The 21,664-nt window shown below is 63.8% G+C and carries 20 protein-coding genes; 10 read left to right on the forward strand and 10 right to left on the reverse strand.

The window, feature by feature from the left end:
* Positions 1 to 28: 28 nt before the first annotated feature.
* Positions 29 to 664 (forward strand): glutathione S-transferase family protein, encoded by a 636-nt coding sequence (locus EVC45_RS23350; RefSeq protein WP_129960597.1) that lies wholly within the window; start codon positions 29 to 31, stop codon positions 662 to 664.
* Positions 665 to 890: 226 nt separating this feature from the next.
* On the opposite strand, the gene EVC45_RS23355 is transcribed toward EVC45_RS23350, so the two are convergent.
* From EVC45_RS23355 to EVC45_RS23365, 3 genes are all read right to left on the reverse strand, one after another.
* On the reverse strand, positions 891 to 3,989 hold the full coding sequence (locus EVC45_RS23355; RefSeq protein WP_129960598.1) for an efflux RND transporter permease subunit: 3,099 nt from the start codon (positions 3,987 to 3,989) through the stop codon (positions 891 to 893).
* On the reverse strand, positions 3,986 to 5,107 hold the full coding sequence (locus EVC45_RS23360; RefSeq protein ID WP_129960599.1) for an efflux RND transporter periplasmic adaptor subunit: 1,122 nt from the start codon (positions 5,105 to 5,107) through the stop codon (positions 3,986 to 3,988). Before EVC45_RS23360 ends, EVC45_RS23355 begins: the two co-directional genes overlap by 4 nt.
* A gap of 85 nt (positions 5,108 to 5,192) precedes the next feature.
* Complete coding sequence (locus tag EVC45_RS23365; protein ID WP_129960600.1) at positions 5,193 to 5,810, reverse strand: TetR/AcrR family transcriptional regulator; 618 nt, start codon at positions 5,808 to 5,810, stop codon at positions 5,193 to 5,195.
* Between the two features lie 86 nt (positions 5,811 to 5,896).
* On the opposite strand from EVC45_RS23365, the gene EVC45_RS23370 reads away from it, so the two are divergent.
* The 6 genes from EVC45_RS23370 to EVC45_RS23395 all read left to right on the forward strand — a co-directional run bounded on the left by EVC45_RS23370 (position 5,897) and on the right by EVC45_RS23395 (position 13,148).
* Positions 5,897 to 7,402: an efflux transporter outer membrane subunit gene (locus tag EVC45_RS23370; RefSeq protein ID WP_129960601.1), complete on the forward strand. Its 1,506-nt coding sequence runs from the start codon at positions 5,897 to 5,899 to the stop codon at positions 7,400 to 7,402.
* 579 nt (positions 7,403 to 7,981) lie between these two features.
* Positions 7,982 to 9,076 carry an ABC transporter substrate-binding protein gene (locus EVC45_RS23375; RefSeq protein ID WP_129960602.1) on the forward strand — a complete coding sequence of 365 codons (1,095 nt, stop codon included), beginning with the start codon at positions 7,982 to 7,984 and terminating at the stop codon, positions 9,074 to 9,076.
* Positions 9,077 to 9,089: 13 nt separating this feature from the next.
* Complete coding sequence (locus EVC45_RS23380) at positions 9,090 to 9,959, forward strand: ABC transporter permease (RefSeq protein WP_211193465.1); 870 nt, start codon at positions 9,090 to 9,092, stop codon at positions 9,957 to 9,959.
* 24 nt (positions 9,960 to 9,983) lie between these two features.
* The gene (locus tag EVC45_RS23385) at positions 9,984 to 10,883 is read left to right on the forward strand and encodes an ABC transporter permease (RefSeq protein WP_248295229.1); all 900 of its coding nucleotides are present in this window, start codon (positions 9,984 to 9,986) and stop codon (positions 10,881 to 10,883) included.
* A 42-nt stretch (positions 10,884 to 10,925) separates the two neighbouring features.
* Positions 10,926 to 11,711: an ABC transporter ATP-binding protein gene (locus EVC45_RS23390; protein ID WP_129960603.1), complete on the forward strand. Its 786-nt coding sequence runs from the start codon at positions 10,926 to 10,928 to the stop codon at positions 11,709 to 11,711.
* Positions 11,712 to 11,795: 84 nt separating this feature from the next.
* Positions 11,796 to 13,148: an LLM class flavin-dependent oxidoreductase gene (locus tag EVC45_RS23395; protein ID WP_129960654.1), complete on the forward strand. Its 1,353-nt coding sequence runs from the start codon at positions 11,796 to 11,798 to the stop codon at positions 13,146 to 13,148.
* A gap of 54 nt (positions 13,149 to 13,202) precedes the next feature.
* On the opposite strand, the gene EVC45_RS23400 is transcribed toward EVC45_RS23395, so the two are convergent.
* From EVC45_RS23400 to EVC45_RS23415, 4 genes are all read right to left on the reverse strand, one after another.
* The gene (locus tag EVC45_RS23400; RefSeq protein WP_129960604.1) at positions 13,203 to 13,823 is read right to left on the reverse strand and encodes a c-type cytochrome; all 621 of its coding nucleotides are present in this window, start codon (positions 13,821 to 13,823) and stop codon (positions 13,203 to 13,205) included.
* Entirely contained in the window at positions 13,816 to 15,105 is a 1,290-nt protein-coding gene (gene soxC, locus EVC45_RS23405) for a sulfite dehydrogenase (protein ID WP_129960605.1), read from the reverse strand. Before soxC ends, EVC45_RS23400 begins: the two co-directional genes overlap by 8 nt.
* A gap of 120 nt (positions 15,106 to 15,225) precedes the next feature.
* Positions 15,226 to 16,056, reverse strand: coding sequence for a CmcJ/NvfI family oxidoreductase (locus tag EVC45_RS23410; protein WP_129960606.1), 831 nt, complete (start codon positions 16,054 to 16,056; stop codon positions 15,226 to 15,228).
* Positions 16,057 to 16,082: 26 nt separating this feature from the next.
* Positions 16,083 to 16,325, reverse strand: coding sequence for a hypothetical protein (locus tag EVC45_RS23415; protein ID WP_248295230.1), 243 nt, complete (start codon positions 16,323 to 16,325; stop codon positions 16,083 to 16,085).
* A gap of 252 nt (positions 16,326 to 16,577) precedes the next feature.
* On the opposite strand from EVC45_RS23415, the gene EVC45_RS23420 reads away from it, so the two are divergent.
* Positions 16,578 to 17,174: a nitroreductase family protein gene (locus tag EVC45_RS23420; protein WP_129960607.1), complete on the forward strand. Its 597-nt coding sequence runs from the start codon at positions 16,578 to 16,580 to the stop codon at positions 17,172 to 17,174.
* A gap of 66 nt (positions 17,175 to 17,240) precedes the next feature.
* Here EVC45_RS23420 and EVC45_RS23425 read toward each other — a convergent pair whose 3' ends face one another.
* On the reverse strand, positions 17,241 to 18,188 hold the full coding sequence (locus EVC45_RS23425) for a TauD/TfdA family dioxygenase (RefSeq protein ID WP_129960608.1): 948 nt from the start codon (positions 18,186 to 18,188) through the stop codon (positions 17,241 to 17,243).
* A 496-nt stretch (positions 18,189 to 18,684) separates the two neighbouring features.
* Between EVC45_RS23425 and EVC45_RS45720 the strand changes: the two genes are divergently transcribed.
* Together EVC45_RS45720 and EVC45_RS23440 are read left to right on the forward strand one after the other, a co-directional pair.
* Positions 18,685 to 18,900 carry a hypothetical protein gene (locus tag EVC45_RS45720; protein WP_168991518.1) on the forward strand — a complete coding sequence of 72 codons (216 nt, stop codon included), beginning with the start codon at positions 18,685 to 18,687 and terminating at the stop codon, positions 18,898 to 18,900.
* A gap of 225 nt (positions 18,901 to 19,125) precedes the next feature.
* Positions 19,126 to 19,956 (forward strand): VOC family protein, encoded by an 831-nt coding sequence (locus EVC45_RS23440; protein WP_129960609.1) that lies wholly within the window; start codon positions 19,126 to 19,128, stop codon positions 19,954 to 19,956.
* A gap of 40 nt (positions 19,957 to 19,996) precedes the next feature.
* Here EVC45_RS23440 and EVC45_RS23445 read toward each other — a convergent pair whose 3' ends face one another.
* Together EVC45_RS23445 and EVC45_RS23450 are read right to left on the reverse strand one after the other, a co-directional pair.
* A complete protein-coding gene (locus tag EVC45_RS23445) occupies positions 19,997 to 20,797 on the reverse strand; it encodes an ABC transporter ATP-binding protein (RefSeq protein WP_129960610.1) in 801 nt (266 codons plus the stop codon).
* Entirely contained in the window at positions 20,794 to 21,663 is an 870-nt protein-coding gene (locus tag EVC45_RS23450) for an ABC transporter ATP-binding protein (RefSeq protein WP_129960611.1), read from the reverse strand. The genes EVC45_RS23445 and EVC45_RS23450 overlap by 4 nt, the downstream gene beginning before the upstream one ends.
* Between the last annotated feature and the right edge of the window lies 1 nt (position 21,664).

A 21,664-nucleotide genomic window follows, 5' to 3' on the forward strand; every position in this document is an offset into this window, starting at 1 on the left:
TCCATCGTCAGCCTGGAGGTATTGTCGAGTGAACACGACCTATGAGCTTGTTGGCGCGCCGACGGGCAACTGCATCCGCGCCGCCATCGCATTGGAGGAAGCCAGACTGCCGTACGAGGTGCGACTTGTCAATCTCGCCGCCGGCGAACAGATGGCGCCGTCGCATCTCGCTCTCAATCCTGCGGGTAAGGTCCCGGTTCTTGTCGAGCGCGAAGCCGACCAACAACCATTAATCCTCACGCAGTCGAACGCCATCGTTTTCTACGTGGCGGAGAAATCGCCGGGTTCCCTGCTGCCCATGAACGTACGGGCCCGCGCCGCAGCTTATGAGCGCTTTTTCTTCTTCCTGACGGAGGTGATCGCACCTGGCCATGCGGCCTTTTCCCTCAAATGCGTCGGCGCCAGAGATGCCCAGGCGTTGCTTACCGAAAGCATGCTCGCCGCGCTCGCAACCGCGGAGCGTTATCTCGACAGGCACGCGTATATGGCTGGCGATGCATTCTCGATCGCCGACATTGCGGCGTTCACGATCACCCGATCGGTCTATGCGGATCTTCCGTGGCGGACGCTGCCCACACTGCAACGCTGGTACGAGGTTGTCGAAGCGAGGCCGGCCGTTCTCCGCGGCCTGCAGGCATTCGATATCGCGCCGACAGCGCGCTGATGAGTGCCTCGCACGCCAGGAACACGTTCCCCGGACGATGGGTACTCCAGTCCCGCACATATGCAACGATGGCTTATGAGCGGTACCAGGCCTAGGCCAACGGTCGCCCGAACGTCGTGATCGAGGCGCTCGTGCTGCTGCGCCTCGATCCATTCAGTTTCCGGAAATGAGAGTGCCCTGGCTAGCCGCACGCCCACGGGGCGTGCAGGCCTGTGCACGATAGCGGCTATGCGATCTCGCTTACACGCTCCTCCTGAGCGGCCGGTGCTTCGCTGGCGTCAGGCCTGATCCTGAACCAGATGGCGTACATCGCGGGCAGGAACACCAGCGTCATGATCGTTCCCGCGAACGTTCCGCCAATCAGGGTATAGGCCAACGTGCCCCAGAATACGGAATGGGTGAGCGGGATGAAGGCGAGCATTGCCGCAAGCGCAGTCAATATGACTGGCCTGGACCGCTGGACGGTCGCCTCCACCACCGCATCGAAAGGCGTCATGCCTTCCCGTGTGTTCTGCTCGATCTGGCCGATCAGGATCAGTGTGTTGCGCATCAGGATGCCAGAGAGCGCAATGAGCCCCACCAGCGCATTGATGCCGAATGGCTGATTGAACAGCAACAGCGTCGGAACCACCCCGATCAACCCGAGCGGACTGGTCGCAAACACCATCATGGTCGCCGAGATCGACCGCGTCTGGAAGATGATGATCAACAACGTGAGTGCGATCATGATCGGAAAGAGCGGCACGAGCGCCTTCGTCGCCTTGCCCGATTCCTCCGTCGCCCCTGCCTCCTCGATCCGGTAACCCGCCGGAAGCTTCGCAATGACCGGTTGCAGGTTTGCCAGCATGGCCTTCGATACATCAGGCGGCTGCAGGCCTTCGGCAATGTCGCCGCGCACGGTGATCGTCGGCGTGCGATCGCGCCGGCGAAGGATCGGATCTTCCATCCGGATATCGACCTTGCCCACCTGGGAGAGCGGCACACGCTGGCCAGCGGCACCGACCAGCGTGAACCCGCTGATTCTCTCCGGATCAAGCCGGGTGTCACCTGCCGACCTCGCGACGACTTCCACAGAGCGGATGTCCTCCCGCACATTCGTAACAGGGATGCCGGTCAGGAGAAACTGCAACTGCTGCGCGACCGAACTCGACGTCAACCCGACAGCGCCGAGCCGATCCTGGTCCAGGGTGAAGTGCACTGTCGGAACGAGCGGGCTCCAGTCGGTATTGACCGTTCGCATCATCGAACTGGCACTCATGACACCCTCGACCTGCGCCGCGATCGCGCGCAATTTTTGCGGGTCCGTGCCCATGACGCGAAACGCAACGGGATACGGCGAATAAGGACCGAACACGAGCTGCGTGACGCGAACCTGCGCTCCAGGCACCAAACCCTCCGCAATGGCCTTGCGCAGACGGAATTTGAGCGCCTCGCGCTGCTTCTCGTCATTCGTGCGTATCACGATTTTCGCGAAGGACGGATCCGGAAGTTCCGGAGACATCGCCAGATAGAAGCGCGGGGCGCCCTGCCCGATATACGCCGTCACGATTTTTGCTTCGGGTTGCTTTGCGAGCCAGGCTTCGACCTTTTCCGTCCCCGCGGACGTTTGTTCGATGGACGTGCCATAGGGCATCTGCACCTCCACGAGAACTTCCGGGCGATCGGAGGTCGGAAAGAACTGCTTCTTCACCACACTCATTCCCATCACGGCGACGACGAACGAGGCAATGACGATCCCGGCGACCATCCACTTGCGCTGAACCACGCGCACCAGGAACTGGCGAAAGCGCTGGTAGTTCGGGGTGTTATAGATCGCCTCATGCCCGCCCTCGATCTTTGGAATCTCAGGCAGCAGCTTGACGCCCAGATACGGTGTAAAGACGACCGCAACGATCCATGAAGTGATCAGCGCGATGCCCACGATCCAGAACATGTTGCTGGTGTACTCGCCAGCGGTGGAGCGGGCAAAGCCATTCGGCATGAAGCCGACTACGGTGACCAGTGTGCCCGAGAGCATTGGCGCGGCTGTATGGCTCCACGCGTAAGCCGATGCCTGCACCCGGCTGTAACCTTCCTCCATCTTCACGACCATCATCTCAATGGCGATGATGGCGTCGTCCACAAGCAGTCCGAGCGCGAGGATCAGCGAGCCAAGTGTAATACGGTCGAAATTCTTGCCTGTCGCAGCCATGACGACGAAGACGCCCGCGAGTGTCAGCGGCACCGCTGCCGACACGACGATGCCGACGCGCCATCCCATGCTGGCGAAGCTCACTACCATCACAACGAGCAGCGCGACAAAGAACTTGACCATGAACTCGTCGACAGCCGAATGGATGTTGACGGCCTGGTCGGTCACCTTGGTGAGACTCATGCCCAGCGGCAGCCCGGTGTTGATCGACGCCACCTCTCTGTCGAGCGCCTGGCCCAGATTCAGTCCGTTCCAGCCGTCTCGCATGACGACGCCAAGGAGCAACGCCGGTTCGCCGTTGTTGCGAATTTCGAAGGTGGCCGGATCTTCGTAACCGCGCTCGACAGTGGCGACGTCCGAGAGCTTCAGCGTGCGGCCCTGAACAACAATCGGGGTGTTCCGGATTTTCTGCAGCTTGTCGAATGCGCCTTCGACGCGAATGAAAACCTGCGCCCCAGCCGTATCGATCGATCCTGCCGGTGTCAGGACGTTCTGGCTGTTCAGCGCCGCGAAGATATCCTGCGGCGTCACGCCAAGCGTCGCGAGACGGTCGTGCGAAAACGAGATGTAGATTCGCTCGGCCTGTTCGCCGACGATGTTGATTTTCTTGACCCCCGGCACGTGGAGGAGTCGCTGACGAAGATCCTCGGCGTCACGCACGAGCAACCGTTCCGGTTGCCCTTTCGCTTTCAGCGCGAACAACGCAAAGGTTACGTCGGAGTACTCATCATTGACCAGCGGACCAATCACGCCGGGGGGCAGATTAGCGGCCTCATCGGACAGCTTCTTGCGGGCCTGATAGAACTGCTCAGGAACCTCGGCGGGCGGCGTGCTATCCAGGAACGTCACCGTGGTAAATGCCAGTCCGGGACGCGTATACGTTTCGGTGCGGTCGTACCAGCGCAGCTCCTGCATACGCTTTTCAAGCGGTTCGGCGACCTGGTCCTGCATTTCCTGCGCGGTGGCGCCGGGCCATGCCGTGATGACCGTCATCGACTTGACGGTAAAGGGCGGGTCCTCCGCGCGTCCAAGTTTGAAGAAGGCGACGATCCCCGCAATCGAGATCAGGATGATCAGAAAGAGAGTGACAGAGCGCTCGCGAACGGCGAGGGCCGAGAGGTTAAAGCCGCTCATTGCGCCTCTCCTTTCCGCGAGACCGAAGCCATAGCCATACCGTCATCGGCGAGGCGCACCGTTTCGCCATCGTGAATCAGCTGGGCACCCAGCGCGACCACCCGTTCGCCTTCGTGAAGGTCGCCGGTGACGGTCGCCGTCTCGTTGCCCAGTGCCGCGATGTGAACCTTATGCCAGGACGCATGGGCGGGCGATCCTTCAACCGCCCAGACGCCCGTGCCGGTTCCCGGATCAAACAACGCGCCCGCCGGAACTTCCAGAGCGACGGCCTGCTTTCCGCCGTCGCCAGGGAGATCGATAGTCACGGTGGCGCCCAGCGGAGCGTCGGAAAGCGCGCCACCAAGGACATACCTGGCTTCGTAAGTGCGTGTCAGGCGATCAGCGGAGTCCGAGAGCTGCCGCAAGGTGGCGGGAACGCTCTTGCTGCCGGCGCCGTAGAGCGTCGCTTGCGCGATCGAACCTTCAGCGGGGCGAAGTGTTTCGGGGAGCTGAACAACGGCTTCGCGCGGCCCTGCGTGCGCAAGACGCACGACGATCTGACCCTGGACGACCACCTGGCCCGGCTCAGCCAGCGTCTCGACGACCACGCCGTCTGCATCCGCCACGAGGACGGCGTATCCGGATGCGTTGTTCGCGAGATCAGCCTGCGCCCTGGCGGCAACGAGCTGGGCTTTCGCGGAATCGGCGGCCGCCTTGAGCTGCTCGTACGTCGATGCCGATACGGCGCCTGCGGCCACGAGATCCCGGTACCGGGCCTCATCGTCCGCGGTTTGTGTGGCTCGAGCCTGCGCGGCGTCAACCAGTTGCTGTTGTGAGCGCGCCTGCAAACCCAGGTCGATTGGGTCGATGCGCATCAAAGGCTGACCGCGCTTGACCGTTTGCCCCGCGTCGACCAGACGCTTGATGACTTTTCCCTGAACCCGGAATCCGAGATCGCTTTGCACGCGGGCACCAACCACTCCCGTGAACTCGCGGCTCGCTCCCGGGGCGGTCTGGACAACGCTCGTGCGTACGAGCGGGGCCTCGGTACGCGGGTCAGAGACATGCCCGTTGCCGCACGCCGCAAGGGCGATCGACGTCAGGCTCAGTGTGAAAACAACAGAACGGCGCCAAAACATGAGGACTCTCCTTGCGACGAGTAAGTGCCCTCATTTTGATGCGAGTGACCAAATACGTCAATAGTCACAAAACGAAACAGTGTTTTCATGGCGCCAGACTTCGCAGCACGAGGTTTGAAAGCTGCATCGTCGCGTCGTCGGCAGAATCGAGGTTGTATTGCAACAGCAGCGGGCTGAAGTACGGCTTCATCACCAGGAAGATAGCGTGCACCGTTTCGTCCAGCGGCGTCTTGCGCTCAAATTCGCCGGACTCGCGACCCTGGAGGACGATCTGCTTCAGGAGATCCTGTATCTGCGCCTCGTACCCTCCGACGGATGGCCACGGCTCGGTTGCGGCCACTGCAGCGATATCGTAGAGCTTGCGATCCGCGAAAAAGAGTTCGCTACCAGCAGCCAGTAAGGCCTTGAACATACGGCGAAATTTTTCGGTCGCGCTGTACGGCTCGGCGACGGCTTCGTTCACCGCAGCAATGATGGCCGCGAGCCGGTTCGCGCAGATCACCTCGCCGATCGCCTGCTTCGAATCGAAGAACTTGTAGATATAGGCTTTCGAGAAGCCGATTGCCTTCGCGAGGTCCGAAACGGTCGTCTTCTCGTAACCGTACCGGCTGAAATAATCCGTGGCCGCGTCCACGATCTGGGCGCGAACTTCATGTTCCGTGGGGCCACGGGACGGCTGTGGGGATGGGGTGGGCTTGTTCATGGCGAAAGCTTACCGGCTAAAAGAGTGGTTGACAACCAGTGACCATATTGTATATTGGTCACAATGTTGCCACTTGCGAGTTGATCATGCCTTCACCTTTCCGCCCTCTTCTCCTGCTGTCCGCCGCCGCAGTTCTTTCAGCCTGCGCGGTAGGCCCTGACTACCACCAGCCGGCCGTCCCAATGCCGGCCACCTATATGACACAGCCCACGATCCACGCCGGCGCAGCCGTCCCTGCGGCTGACCTCTCCGTCTGGTGGGAGCAGTTCAACGATCCTCTTCTGACACGCTACGTTTCTCTCGCCCTTGCAGAGAACCTGGACCTCGCCCAGGCCGTCGCGCGAATCGATCAGGCTCGGGCGCGCCTCGGTGCCGCTGACGCGGCGTTGCTGCCATCGGCCACTGTTTCCGGTTCGGCGACCAGGGCCTACCAGTCGGTCAATACGCCGGTCGGTCAGCTTCTCAACTCGCAGCCCGGTTTCAAGCGCTGGGGCAGTGAATATGAAGTCAACCTGGAAGCAGGTTGGGAGATCGACATTTTCGGCGGACTGCGCAGGCAGCGCGAAGCAGCGCTCGCAGACTATTCGGCCACCCAGGCGGCCGCTGTTGCCACCCGACTCGCCGTCGCAGCACAGACAGCGGACATCTACGTCACGATACGAGGGCTTCAGACGCGCCTGGATATTGCGAACCGGCAGGTGAAAACACAGGAACAACTGCTCACCGACGTGAAGCTCCTTAACTCGAAGGGCGCTGCGGCCGATTATCAGGTCGAGCAGGCGCAAGGATCGCTCGACCAGGTCAAAGCAACGGTGCCGGTGCTCAATGCGGGCCTGGATGCGGCATTGAACGCACTTGACGTCATGCTGGGCTCCCCTGTGGGTACACACAGGGCAGAGCTCACGGACGCGGGTTCAATCCCCGCTGCTCCTTCCATTTCCGACATGGGAACACCGGCAGATCTGCTGCAACGGCGCCCCGATCTCATCGCCGCAGAGCGACACCTGGCGGCGTCCAACGCCCGCATCGGCGCGGCAATCAGCGAGTACTATCCGACTGTCTCGCTGAATGCATTCCTGGGCAGTGCGACCTCGGCGGCGGCCGGCACACTGTTTACTGGCGGCGCCAGCCAGATGGCAGGCCTCGTCGGGTTGCGCTGGCGCCTGTTTGACTTCGGGCGTATTAACGCCGACGTGAATGAGGCGAAAGGCGCGGACGCGGAAGCTCTTGCGGCGTATCGCCAGACGGCTCTTCGCGCCACCGAGGATATCGAAAATTCGCTCTCGTCGCTCGTGAACCGGGAGGCCCAGGCCGCCACCCTGTCGCACGCAGAATCGTCGTTGACGAAAGCAAGGGATTCCTCGATGGCGGCATACCGCGGGGGCGCCGCGAGCTTTATCGAGGTGCTGCACGCCGATGAGACCCTGCTGCAGGCTTCGGACGCGAGGGTGCAGGCGCAGACGGAATCCGCTCGCGCAGCGATTGCGACGTTCAAGGCACTCGGTGGCGGCTGGAATCCGGAAACGCTTCAGACGCAGAAGCCCTCAATCGCACATTCAGGCGCCCAGATTGCAGCGACGAGTGCCCCATGAGTTGTACCGGACAGCGGGCTGATTACTGGCTGATGATGTGCAGCGTGTCCGGCCCGCCGCGGCACTACGCTGGGCAGCAATGCTGCGTCGGCATAATTCTGATCCAGCGCAGACAGTCCGATGAGCGATATCTCCGGCGTCTGATACAGGCACAGCGCGCGTCGATATCTGAGCCGGGCTTCCTGGCGGCACAGATGGGTGCCCGATTGCGATAGTTTGGCGCATTGCCGATCGACGGGCGGCCCCGTCTGCCGTCAGGTGCATGGTTCAGCCTCAAGGACGGCCATCCCTCGTGAGCTGACCACACACCATCTTTCAATAGCAATTCCAGAAGTTTCAGCCGCTTGATCAGTGCTCCGGCGCGCATGCGGAAACGAAATCCGCCCCAACGATCATCTTCGCTATCGAAGGTCCTCAAGCCGCGCTGCGACACGCATCCGTCCCGTCCAGCGCCTCCTTGTGGAAACGGGAAAGCACGGCCGCGCATATCCATAGCTGCAATGCTTCCTTGTCCTGAGCCAGCACGTCGACAAGAATGAGCGCTCCACGACCACGCCGCGCTGCGCATCGTCCTGTCCCATGGCAAATCGAATCTCGCGAAACCTTCTGCGTACCGTCGGCCTGCTGAGGTCCGCATTGGTCGCCGCCGCACTGGCATCCATGGTGCCCCAAGCCCACGCCGACAAACCCACTGTGATCCGCATCGGCGTCGCGCAGCAAGGCGCGGGCGACCCGCCGACCTTCGGCGGCTCGCCCGCCGCCACGGTGCAACAGCTTCAGCTGCTCGAAAAAGAATTCGCCGCCGACGGCATCAAGGTCGAATGGCTGTTCTTCAAGGGCGCGGGACCCGCCGTCAACGAAGCGATCGCCGACAAGTCGCTCGACTTCGCGTTTCAGGGCGATCTGCCGTCCGTGCTCGGCCGCGCAAACGGATTGAAGACGCGCATCCTGCTCGAATCGGGCGTGCGTGTCGGCGTGAAGTTCGCCGTGCCGCCCGACTCGCCCGTACAGAACATCAAGGATCTGAAAGGCCGTCGCGTGTCGATTTTTCGCGGCACCAACCTGCAGCTCGTCGCCGACAACGTGCTCGCGGCCAACCAGCTCGACGAGCGCGACCTGCGCGTGATCAATCTCGATTCGGCCAGCGCGCTCGCGGCCCTCTCGTCGAAAGGCATCGACGCGTCGGTCAATGACTATCACCTCTACAAGCTGCGCGATCAGGGTCTCGCGAAGATCGTCTACGAGTCGCAGACGGCCGGTCCGCAGTTCACGCGGCAATCGCACCTGCTCGTGCTCGACGATTTCGATCGCGCGCATCCCGACATCGTGCAACGGGTCGTCAACCAGTTCGTCAAAGGCGCGCAATGGTCGTCCGATGAAGCGAACCGCGATGCGCTGTTCAAGCTCTGGGCGAAGAGCGGCGTCAGCTACGCGTCGTGGCAGGCCGAGTTCGCGAACCAGACGCTGAAGTCGCGCAACTCGCCGTTGATCGATCCGTTCATCGTCGCGCGCTACAAGGCCGTGGCGGGAGACGCGTTGAAGCTAAAGCTGATCCGCCTGCCCGTCGAGGTCGACGGCTGGTTCGAGCCGCGCTATCTCGACAACGCGTTGCACAGCCAGTCTCTCGACCACTACTGGACGCGCTACGACGCGCAAGGCAAACCCCTCGGCTGACCGGAGATCGACGATGAGCAAGGTGCTTGGCGAATGGTCCCCCGCCGCGGCGCGCGCGCCGGCGCGCATCGCGAACGAAGCGAAGGCGAAAGCGAAGACGAATCTGCGGCGGCGCGCGCGGGCCGTCGGCTGGCATCTCGCGCCGTGGCTGCTGCCCGCCGCGCTGTTCGCGCTGTGGAGCATCGGTTGCGAACGTGGCTGGATCGCGCCGCAAATCCTGCCGCCCCCGCAGATGGTGTTCGACACGCTGTGCGACCTCGCGCGCAGCGGCGACCTGGCTCATCACACGTTCGTGAGTCTGCAGCGCGTGCTGCTGGGTTTCGGCGCGGGCACGCTGGCGGGGCTCGTGATCGGCGCGGCGCTCGGTCTGTCGCCCACGGTCGAATCGTACGTTCTGCCCGGCTTCAATGCGCTCGTGCAGATTCCCGTGCTTGGCTGGCTGCCGTTTCTGCTGCTGCTCGTCGGTGTCGGCGAGCCGCTCAAGTACATCCTGATCGCGCATGCCGCGCTCGTGCCCGTCACGCTGAGCACGATGCAGGGCTTTCGCCAGACACCCGCCACCTTCGATGAAGTCGCGCGCGTGTTCGGTTATGGCCGCTGGCAGCGCATCGTCTACGTGGTGCTGCCCGCCGCCGTGCCGACGCTCGCCACCGGCGTGCGGCTCGCATTCACGAAAGCGTGGCTCGCGCTGGTCGTCGTCGAACTGGTGGCGTCCTCGGAAGGGCTCGGCTATCTGATCGTGAATGGCCGACAGCTCTTTCAACTCGATCTGGTCATGGCGTCCGTCGTGATGGTCGGCGCGATCGGCTTTGCGATCAACCGTCTGCTCGATGCGCTCGAAGCGCGGCTGCGACGCGGCCAACCTTCGGCGTTTCGCGAGTAGGCGCCTCCGTTTCGGGACTCGGTCATGTCACTCACTCCTGCCTGCGAGGCGCTGCGCCGCTTCTTCGAGCCTCGGCGAAGCACTCCACCGCCATGCGGTTGCGACACCCCTGCCCGCCCGACCCGCATAGCAGCGCTCAGGAGCCGTCTGAGCGCCTTCAACTGGCGCGGGCTCGTCCTGCCGCTCGCAGTGTTCGCGCTGTGGTGGCTCGTCTCCGCGTTGCACCTCGTCAAGAGCGGCCTGCTCGTGAGCCCCGCCGATGTCGCGCATACCGCGTGGCAGCAAATCGAGAGCGGTGCGTTGCTGCGCGCGCTGTCGGCTTCGCTGGCGCGCGAGGCGAGCGGTCTCGTAATCGGCACCATAGGTGGCCTGGTACTCGGCTCGGCGCTCGGACTCTCGCGCCTCGCGACACGGCTGATCGGGCCTACGTTCGATACGTTCAAGCAGATCTCGCTGTTCGCGTGGATCCCGCTGATCTCCGTCTGGTTCGGGCTCGGCGATATGGCGAAAGTCGTGTTCCTGTCGCTCGCGGCGTTGCTGCCCGTCGCGGCCCATACCTGCGACGGTATCCACGCGGTGCCGCGCCGCTATGTCGAGGTCGCGCGCGCGTTGCGCTACTCGCGCATTCAGCTGATCCGCTACGTGATCCTCCCCGCGGCATTGCCGACGATCTTTACCGGCGTCTATCTGGGGCTCATCTATTCGTGGCTCGCGACGCTCGGTGCAGAGTATCTGCTGGTCGCGGGCAGCGGCATCGGCAACACGCTGATCGACGGCAGCGAGCAGTTCCGGATGGACCTCGTGCTGTTCGGCATCATCGTCGTCGGACTGACCGGCTGGGCACTCAATGCGCTCGCCCGCGGCGTCGAGCGACGCGTGATGGCGCGCCGCAGCGGTGCGCCGCGCGAACGCGCCGTCGCTTGAGCGGCTCATCAGTCAAGCGGCTCATCAACAGGAAGCGAACCCATGACCACCACGGTTTCCGAAGGCATCCGCATTCGCGGCGTCAGCAAGCGCTACGCGCGGCAACGCGACACGGACGACGACCTGCTCGTGCTCGACGACATCTCGCTCGACATCGCGGCCGGCGAATTCATCAGCGTGCTCGGCGCGAGCGGCTGCGGCAAGTCGACGCTGCTGCGGCTCGTCGCCGGGCTCGACACCGACTATCGCGGCGATATCAGCGTCGATGGCGAGCGTGTACGCGATACGTCGCTCGAACGCGGCATCGTGTTTCAGGATCACCGGCTGTTTCCGTGGCTCACAGCGTCGCAGAACATCCTCGCCGCGCTGCGCAACGCGCCGCTCTCGCCGCAGCAGAAGCGCGACGCGGTGGCCGAGCATGTCGCGCTCGTCGGCCTGCAAGGCTTCGAACATGCGTATCCGCATCAGCTCTCCGGGGGCATGGCGCAGCGCGTGGCGATCGCGCGCGGACTCGTGAATCGCCCGCGCGTGCTGTTGCTCGACGAACCGTTCGGCGCGCTCGACGCCCTCACGCGCGCGCGTCTGCAAAACGAGCTGCAACGGATCTGGGAGAGCGAACGCATCACGATGATCCTCGTCACGCACGACGTCGACGAAGCGATCCATCTCGGCGATCGCGTGGTCACGATGGCGCCGCGCCCCGGCCGCATCAAGCGTATCACCCAGGTCGGCTTGCCGCGGCCGCGCGAGCGCAACGACCCGCGTTTCGTGCGGTTGCGCGAGCAGATCCTCGCGGATTTTTCCGAGCGCACCGAAACCGCCGGCTGACCTCCGCGCCGATCAAGACCATCTTTCCCCAACGTCCATCACAAGGAGCGAGCTGTGAGCGCAGCATCACAACACCAACGACAGATGAGCCTCGGCGCCTTCCTGATGGAGACGGGCCATCATATCGCCGCGTGGCGTCATCCCGACACGCATGCGGCGGGTGGCCTCGACTTCGCGCACTACGCGCAACTCGCACGCATCGCCGAGCGCGCGAAGTTCGACGCGATCTTTTTCGCGGACAGCGTCAGCGTGAGAGACACGCATCTGCCATCGCTGTCGCGCACTGCGCGCGCCGATCACTTCGAGCCGCTGACGCTGCTGTCCGCACTGTCGGTCGTGACGGATCGCATCGGGCTGATCGCGACCGTGTCGACGAGCTTCAACGAGCCCTACAACGTCGCGCGCAAATTCGCGTCACTCGATCATCTGAGCGGTGGCCGTTCGGGCTGGAACCTCGTCACGTCGAGCACGGAAACGGAGGCGCACAACTTCAGCCGCGACCAACACCTCGATCACGCAGTGCGCTACGAGCGCGCGAAAGAGTTCTACGACGTGGTCGCGGGTCTATGGGACAGCTGGGAAGACGATGCATTCGTGCGCGACAAGGCGAGCGGCGTCTATTTCGATGCCGACAAGCTGCACGTGCTCGGCCATCGCGGCAAGCACTTCAGCGTGCGCGGACCGCTGAACGTCGCGCGCTCGCCGCAGGGCTGGCCGGTCGTCGTGCAGGCGGGCGCGTCGGAAGCTGGGCGCGAACTGGCCGCGCAAACGGCCGAAGCGATTTTCGTCGCGCATCAGACGCTCGACGAAGCGCAGCAGTTCTATCGCGACGTCAAAGGACGGCTCCCGCGCTACGGACGCTCGCCCGAGCACCTGAGGATCATGCCCGGCATCTTCCCGGTGATCGGCAAGACACAGCAGGAAGCGCGCGACAAGTTCGACGCGTTGCAGGAGCTGATCGATCCGGTAGTCGGCCTCGCGTTGCTGTCGAACATGTCGGGTGGCATCGACCTGTCGCAGTATCCGGTCGACGGACCCGTGCCGGAGCTGCCCGAAACCAATGGCGGCAAGAGCCGGCAACGGCTGCTGCTCGACCTCGCACGGCGCGACAATCTGACGATCCGCGATCTGTATCTGCGCATCGCGGGCGCACGCGGACATCAGCAGGTGATCGGCACGCCTGAGAGCATCGCGGACCAGTTGCAGCAATGGTTCGAAGAGGAAGGCGCGGACGGCTTCAACATCATGTCGCCGTGGCTGCCGGGCGGGCTCAGCGAGTTCGCTGATACCGTGGTGCCGGAATTGCAGCGACGCGGACTTTTTCGCACCGAGTACACGGGTCGGACGCTGCGTGAGCATCTGGGACTGCCGCGTCCGGTCAATCGCTACACGCAGAAAACGCCGGAGCGCGGCGAACTCGCGGCGGCCGCTTCCTGAAGACGACGCCACCCGCGAGCGGGACCATCAGCGCGCCGGCCGGTCAGACGCCGGTCAAAGTCTGCCCGGCCGTGGGTCCGCCACGAAGCCATCGCGGTTGGGCATACGGATGGCGGCCAGCGACTGAGCATCTAGACGCGCATCGTCCGGCACGATGCCATTGCGGTTCAAGATCCACGCGCTGAGCGCGTACACCTCATCGGCGCTCAGCGACTGCGGCGCGTTGTACGGCATCGCCCGGCGGATATAGTCGAACAGCGTCGTCGCATAAGGCCAGTAGCTGCCCACTGTACGTTTCGGATTCGGGCTCGCAAGCGTACCCGCGCCGCCGATCAACTGATCACCAATCAGTCCCTCACCATTCGCGCCGTGACAGGCCGCGCACTTCGCCGCGAAAATGCGGCCCCCCGTTGCGACGTCGCCGCTGCCATTGGGCAGGCCGTGGCCGTCCGGCGCGACGTCGATATTCCAGGCACTCAGATAGGTTTCGGTGATGGGTTTGCCGATCGCGTCGACGGATAAGTGCCAGCGCGCTTGCGCGGCCGTGGACTGCGCATCGCGCGTTGCGTCGAACGACGAGGAGCAGCCAGTGAGCAAGCTGATGGCAACGACCACCGCCAGCAGGCCGCGCATCATTCCGGGTCCCGAGGCAACGAGCCAGACAGGCTCACGCATTTTTCACACTCCCATCCGCATCGATGCGCCACTGCTGAATGCCGTTGTAGTGATAGTACGAGTTCAATCCACGCGCCGCGACGAGGGCCTCGCGCGTCGGTTGCACGTAGCCGGTCGAATCCGTCGCGCGCGACAGGATCGCACCCGGCGCACCATTCCAGACGAAGCCAGCCTGGAAGCGCGTTAACGCGCGATCTCGCGCAGGCTCATCGAGCACCGCGGCCTGCCACGTCGCGCCGCCATCGGTCGATACCTCGACCTTGCGGATCGCTCCTCGTCCCGACCACGCGAGCCCGACGACCGGATAGAAGCCCCGCACGGTCAGCCGCTGTCCGGCGGACGGTCGCGTGATCACCGACTTCGCATCCATCTCGAACACGAACTGGCGCGCGCGCCCGTCGGGCAGGATGCCCGTGTACTTCGAGGTTTCCTCGCGCGTCTGCAACGGCGCTTCGACGATCTTCAGCCGCCGCAGCCATTTCACGTTGGTATTGCCCTCGAAGCCCGGCACGATCAGGCGCAGCGGATAGCCGTTCTCGGGACGCAGGCGTTCGCCGTTTTGCGCATAGACGACAAGCGCGCGCTCGAGAATCCGTTCGAGCGGCAGACTGCGCGTCATGGCGGCAGCGTCGCCGCCTTCGGCGAGCAGCCATCGGGGTGTGCCGCCGTCGCTCGCCGCCGTGCGTCCGCCGACTGCTTCGAGCAGCGTCGACAGCCTGACGCCGGTCCACTCGCAGCACGACAGCAGACCGTGCGTGATCTGCACGGGCAGCCCGCTCGGCCCTTTCCACTCGCTCGCCGTGTTGCCCGAGCATTCGAGAAAATGAATGCGCGACTCCGATGGCAATCGAAGCAGATCGTCGATCGTGAATAGCTTCGGCTCGCGCACGAGACCGTGAATCACGAGCCGATGCGCATCGGGGTCGATGTCGGGCACCCCGGCGTGATGCCGCTCGTAGACCAGCCCGTTCGGCGTGATCGAGCCGTGCAAATCCGCGAGCGGCGTCAACGACGATGCGGCGCCCGGCATCGGCCACGCTCGCGCGGCACGGCGAATCACATTCGCTTCATGCGGCGACGGCAGTCCGTACGGGTGTTCGAGAATCGGCGCGCCGGGTGTTTGCGTCCACGGATCGACGCTCAGCGGCTTTAGCAGCGTCGCGGCCTTCAGACTCGGCGCGGCCAGTGCGGACAGCGCGAGACCGCCCAGCAGACGCCGACGCGGCGACGCGGGTTTCGAAGCGCCATTCGCATCGCTGGCGATATTTGAATTTCGCGGCATGCTCGTGCCGCGCAGGCGGCCTGGGTTGATCGACAAGCGCCCGAGTATAGGCAGTGTTCCTGCGCCCTTCAAAGCCGATTGCGACTATGGTTATGACGGCCCGCGATATGGCGCGAAGACTCAGAAAAACAGCAGCGAGCGCAACTCGATACTGCGACGCGGCGGCGCGTCGGGCGGCGACGTCGGATCATCGAACGCGGTGTGTGCAGTCAGGCGTGCAACGCCGTCTCCCGCCGAATCGTAGATTTTCAGCAGCAGCACTTCATCGGGCGCCATCCGCGGGAAGTAGTACCAGCGGTGGTGCGGATCGAACACGAACGCGTAGGTCTCGCCGACCTTGTCCGGGTAGATCAGATCGGACGGCACGAGGTCGTTGAGCGCGATGCTGCGTGCGTCGCACAACGCGAGCGGCGAGGTTTCGACCGGCCAGCCTATCGGCCGCCACAGGTTGACGATCGCCACCCGGCCCTTCAGCAACTGCTCGGCCTCGTGCGGCGGCAGATGATCGCGCACGCGGCGCGGTCCCGACACGAAGGTCTGATCGTTATGAATGTACTTGACAGGCTCGCGCACCCCGTTCGCACGCGTCGTGCGGCCATCGCGCAGCGTGTGATCGAAAATGACGGCACGCTTCGCCCCCGTCCAGCGCTTCAGCGATGCTTCGGATTCCGGATAGTAGATGCGTTCGATCGCGGCTGCATCGGCGAAGTCGACAAGCGCGCTGGTGTGCCGATGCAGCTCGAAGCCGTTGCGATCGAGCGACAGACCGCCGGGCGGCGGATTCACGCGCGCGTTGGCGATCTTCACACGCTCGGTCCGATAGACGCCGCTGCGCAGCGGTACGCCCGGTGGCGGCTCGTATGCGTAGGTGGCGGGCTTCAGGCCATTGGCGACGAGATAGTTCAGGTCGGCTTCCACCACCGCCGGCCGTTCGACGACGATATCGCTCATTGATTGCGCTCCATCGGCTCAGTCCGTCAATCCGTCGAGATTTCCGCGATCACGTGAAATGATTCGAGCGTGTAGCCCATGTTGAAATATCCCGCGCGCGCGTAAGTCGCAATCCGCTCGAGGCGCTCGGGATCATTGCGAGAGCCGCTATTGGCGTTGCACGCGCGGGCCGTGGCGTGGCGCCGGCCTCGATGGACCCGCTGCCACACGGCTTCGAAGGGGCGGAACACGGCCCGCCGATAGAACGATGCAAGATTCATTGACATCATGTGCCCTCCTGCTCGTGGCATTCATCGAATCTAGTCAGCGGCGCGCACTTGCACAAACAAGCATTTCTGCAATGCTTTGCGCCGCGGATGCAATGTGGGTCTGGCGGTGCCGACGAATCGCGTCCTCCCGTCAAGTGCTTTTCATATGCGCAAACATTGGTTGGAGTTACGTTTGCCGCGACTTAAGGTGCTCAATCTGGCGCGCGCATGCCCAAATGCGTCGCACCTCGTCCTCTTCTCAATGGCACAGACATGACCGCATCGAACTCCCGTACAGCCGAGCATCCGATCGACAGGCAATTCCTCGAGCGCTGGTCGCCGCGTGCGTTCACGCAGGACACGATTCCCGAATCGACTTTACTGACATTTCTCGAAGCGGCCCGCTGGGCGCCCTCGTCGTATAACTCGCAGCCATGGAGGTTCGTCTACGCGCGTCGCGACACGGAGCACTGGACGCGTTTCCTGGGCTTTCTGAACGAGTTCAACCGCGGTTGGGCGCAGCATGCGGCCGCGATCCTGATCGTGCTGTCGAAACGCACGTTCACGCCGCCGGGTGCGGCGACGGAAGCGCCGCTCGCGTCGCATTCGTTCGATACAGGCGCCGCGTGGGGTTATTTCGCGCTGCAGGCGAGCCTGTCGGGGTGGAAGGCACACGGCCTTGCCGGCATCGAGCGCGAGCATATCCGCGCGGAGCTTGCGATCCCCGAGGAATATGCGATCGAAGCGGCCGTCGCCATCGGTCGCGCCGGCGACAAGGCTTCGTTGCCGGAAGCGCTGCAAAAACGCGAGACGCCAAGCCCGCGCAATCCGCTGCCGACGATCGTCGCGGAAGGCCGTTTCGCGCTCTGAGCGCGACCTCAGCGGGCTGCGCGGCGCGCGGGCAACCGAACCGGACCGCCCGATGGGCGGCCTCGTTCAGTTCAGAGCAATGGCTGCGGCCGCTCCCACCGGCGAACCTTCGAGCGACACTGACGGCCGCCCATCCGGTCCGACCGGCACATCGCCGACCAGCGTCGTGCGATACAACTGGCGGTCGAAGTCGAGATCGAAAATGTCGGTCGGCGCGAGATGCGCGGTCGTGCGGTTGTCCCAGAACGCCACGCTGCCCGCTTCCCATCTGAAGCGCACTGTGAACTCCGGTCGCGTGACGTGTTCCCACAGCAGTTCGAGCAGCACCTGACTTTCGCGCGGCGTAACGCCGGCGATCTGCTTCAGAAATCCGGGGCTCACATAGAGCGCGCGCTCGCCGGTCTCAGGATGCACGCGCACGAGCGGATGCTCGCTAACGAGCGCATGCTGCTCGACCGCGGACGCAGATGCTTCGGTACCTCTCGCGCCTTGCGGCGGCGCGAAACGATGCACACCGCGCAGAGCGTCGACGAACTTGCGCAGCGGCTCGGACAGCTTTTCATAGGCGACGACGAGGTTGGTCCATTGCGTGTCGCCGCCGTACGGCGGAATCGTGACACCACGCAGAATCGACGCGAACGGCGGGTTGACGGCTGCCGTCACGTCTGTGTGCCAGCCGGTCCAAGGCCGCAACAAGGGCTGTCCTTCGAAGCGCGTCGCCTTGCGGAACTTCGAAATCGAGTAGATTTGCGGATGGCCTTCGACATGGCCGAACACCGGATGCCCGACCGTCAGTTCGCCGAATTGCGTGGAAAAGGCGACGTGCTGCTCGTGGCTCAGAAACTGCTCCCGAAAGAACACGACGCGCCACTTCAGCAACGCGGCGCGAATCGCTTGAATCTGTTTTTGCTCGAGGGGCCGCGTCAGATCGACCCCGCTGATCTCCGCGCCGATATGCGCGGATAGCGGACTGATCTGGAGTCCGGCTTCGTTTGCAAAGGGGGCTGCACTCATCGTTGCTCTCCTGGGTTGCGGCCTGCGCGGCGCGCCGCCGCACCGTGGGCAAATCGGCGATGCGGCCGCGACCAATACGCGCGGATTGGTAATTCGTCATCCTGATCATTATCACGACATGCCTGTACTGGCGTGTCAGTAAAGGGACACCTCTGTGCGACGATAACAACCGTTTAGCGCTTAGGTTATTCACCCGGATGCTATGAAGACAGACTGCCTGTCCGGCTACCGGATTACGCAATAGACAATCCATGACTGGTGCTCTCTCTTCACGCGCTCGACGTCTCCCGGCGCCAGACGCTCGCCGCATACACGGATTCATTGAATTCGGCGGGCACGTCCGCAGCGAGCCGCCGTGCGTGCAAATCGATATCGGCGAGAAAAAGGTCGCGGCTGATCCGTCGCACCACCGCGGGAATATCGCGCTTCCCGACGCACTCACAAGGCGCGACTGAATTCCCGGCGTAACTTCAACCGCCTCGAACTTCACGCCGAGATGACCCGCGAGGCTCTGGGCCAGTCCGACGTTGTAGCCGATGGGTTGGCGCATCGCCGGATCGAGCGTGCCATTCTTGCCGTCGAGCACCACACCGACGAGCAGCTTGCCGCGCGCCTCGATATTTCGGAGAAGAAATCCCGTTTTATTGTATGGACCGCCCCTGGCTCACCCAACCAAGCAATTCGTATAAGCAATGCCGAGCCGGCTTCCTGATGTGCGCGGCCTAACCGCAGTGCCTGCGTGACATAGCCGGATTCCGCTAGCCATGGCATCGATTTCCAGCACCGAAGGCGTCGCCCAACGACGCTTCTTCCGTGCGCCGTGACCTCATGCCTGGCCTATCCACGCGGCGCGCTATGCAATCGACAATCCATTGCTAGCGTTTTCGCGGCAGGCTTCGCATACTCGCTGGCGACCCCACTGCGGAGTTCGTCCGACATGTCTCTTACACTCGACCACATCGTCATTCGCGTACAGAATCTCGAACAGACCATCGCCGATTTCACGACGCTCGGCTTTACCGTGCAACGCGGCGGCACGCACGCCGACGGCGCCACACACAACGCGCTGATCGGCTTCGAGGACGGCAGCTACGTCGAACTGATCGCTTTTCTGCGCGACGCGCCGGAGCATCGCTGGTGGGATGCGGACCAGCGCATCGGCGATGGGTTCGTCGATTTCGCGCTTCTACCGCAGTCGGTTGCCAGCACCATCTCTGCCGCTCGCGAACGAGGTCTGTTCTACGACGGCCCCCTCGCCGGTGGACGCGTGCGTCCCGACGGCGAGCGCCTCGAATGGCAAATCGGCAAGCCGTCGAGTGCGGACCTGCCCTTCCTGTGCGGCGATCTGACGCCGCGCCGCCTGCGCGTGGCCGAAGGCGACGTGCGCGATCACGCGAACGGTGCGCGCGGTGTCGTGAACATCACGCTTGCGGTGAACGATCTGAACGCGAGCCTCGCACGATATCGCGCGCTGCTTGGCGAGCCCAGCGTGCAGCGTGCTCCGCTTCCCGGTTACGACGTCGCGTTGGCCATCCTGCCGCTCGGTACGACGACGCTCACGCTCGCAAGTCCCGGCCGCCATAGTCGCGGGGCCACCGAAGGTCTTGCGGCGGATCTTCAGCGACACCTTGCCTTGCGAGGCGAAGGTGTTTTCGCGGTCGCGCTTGACACGTACGCGGACAGCACGGCGCGTCTGCTGGAGCGCGCACTCGCCCATGACGCCGTCATCGAACTGGTAGCAGGCTCCTCGACCCATCGCGTTCAATGACGTCGCGCCGGCGGCGCAACGCGAAGCAGCCCGGCGTCGCTCACGACGCCGTCTGCGCCGCCAGCGATCCACCGAGGTAAGCGTCACGGATTCGCTGGTCGCCGAGCAATTCGCTCGCGGTACCGAACAAGACCACGCGCCCCGTCTGCAACACATAGCCGCGATGCGCGATCTGCAGCGCGAGGCTCGCGTTCTGCTCGACCATGAAGAACGTGATCCCCTGCCGGTTGATGGTCTGGATCAGTTCGAGCACCTTGTCGACGTAAAGCGGCGACAGGCCCATCGTCGGCTCGTCCATGCAGACCAGCGCGGGGCGGCTCATCAGCGCGCGCGCCATCGCCAGCATCTGCTGTTCGCCGCCCGACAGCGTGCCGGCCCGCTGGGTCAACCGCTCTTTCACCCGCGGGAAAAGCTCGAGCATGCGCTCATAGTCCTCGCTGATGCCTGCACGGTCGTTGCGCGTGAACGCGCCCATCAGCAGGTTCTCGCGCACCGTCATGTCGCCGAACAGACGCCGGGCTTCCGGCACCGAAGCGATGCCTTGCCGCACGATCTGCGCGGTCGGCAGGCCGTTCAACGGTTTGCCGTCGAAGCTGATCGTGCCGGCTCTCGGTTTGTGCAAACCAAGAATCACCTTCATCGCCGTCGATTTGCCGCTCGCATTGCCGCCCAGCAGGCTCACGATCTCGCCGCGCCCGATGCTGAGATTGATGCCGAAGTGCACCTGGATCTGTCCGTAGAACGTGTCGATCTGTTCGAGTTTCAGCAACGGCTCGGTCATGGCGGTTTGTGCGGAAGGTAATGGGTTCGGCGCAACCAGATGCAGACTTGATGTTTTCATGCGGCCGCCGTTTCGTTACGGCCAGCGGCCGCGCCGACCCGACGATGTCCAAGGTAGGCCTCGATCACTGCGGGATCATCGCGCACCTCGGCCGGCAGCCCCGAAGCAATCTTGCGGCCGTCTTCGAGCACGAGCACGCGATCGGAAAGCTGCATCACGAGATCGAGCTTGTGTTCGATCAGCAGGATGGTGAGACCGTCGCGCTTCAGTTCGAGAATCAGCTCGAGCATTTCCGCGGTTTCGGATTCGTTCATGCCGGCGGTCGGTTCGTCCAGCAGCAGAATACGCGGATGCAACGCCAGCGCACGCGCAATCTCGACGCGGCGACGGTTCGCATAGGACAGGCTATGCGCCGGCTGGTCGATACGTGGCGAGAGGCGTGTACCGAAGCGCGCCAGCAGCGCTGTCACTTCGTCGCGCAGCGCGGCGTCTTCGCGGCGTACCGATGCGGGTCCCGCCAGCGCGCGCAGCACTTCCGCGAACGCCCCGACCACGGGCCACCCGCGGCGCGTCATCGCGAGCCGTGCATGTGCGCCGACCAGCACGTTATCGAGCACGCTCAGATTGCCGAATACCCGTCCATGCTGGAACGTGCGAGCGACGCCGCGTGCGGCAAGCTGCTCCGGCGCCATGCCGGTCACGTCTTCGCCGGCGAACTTCACCACGCCGGCGTCGGGTGTATCGATACCGGTCAGCAGATTGAACAGCGTGGACTTACCGGCGCCGTTCGGACCGATCACGCTCACGCATTCGCCGCGCGCAACCGACAGGTTCACTTCGTCGACTGCGACCAGACCGCCGAAACGGCGCGTAACGCGCCGCACGTCGAACAGGATTTCCGTGCCGCGTGGCAAAGAAGATGTCATA

The sequence above is a fragment of the Paraburkholderia sp. UYCP14C genome (assembly GCF_004197395.1).
Classification (GTDB): domain Bacteria; phylum Pseudomonadota; class Gammaproteobacteria; order Burkholderiales; family Burkholderiaceae; genus Paraburkholderia.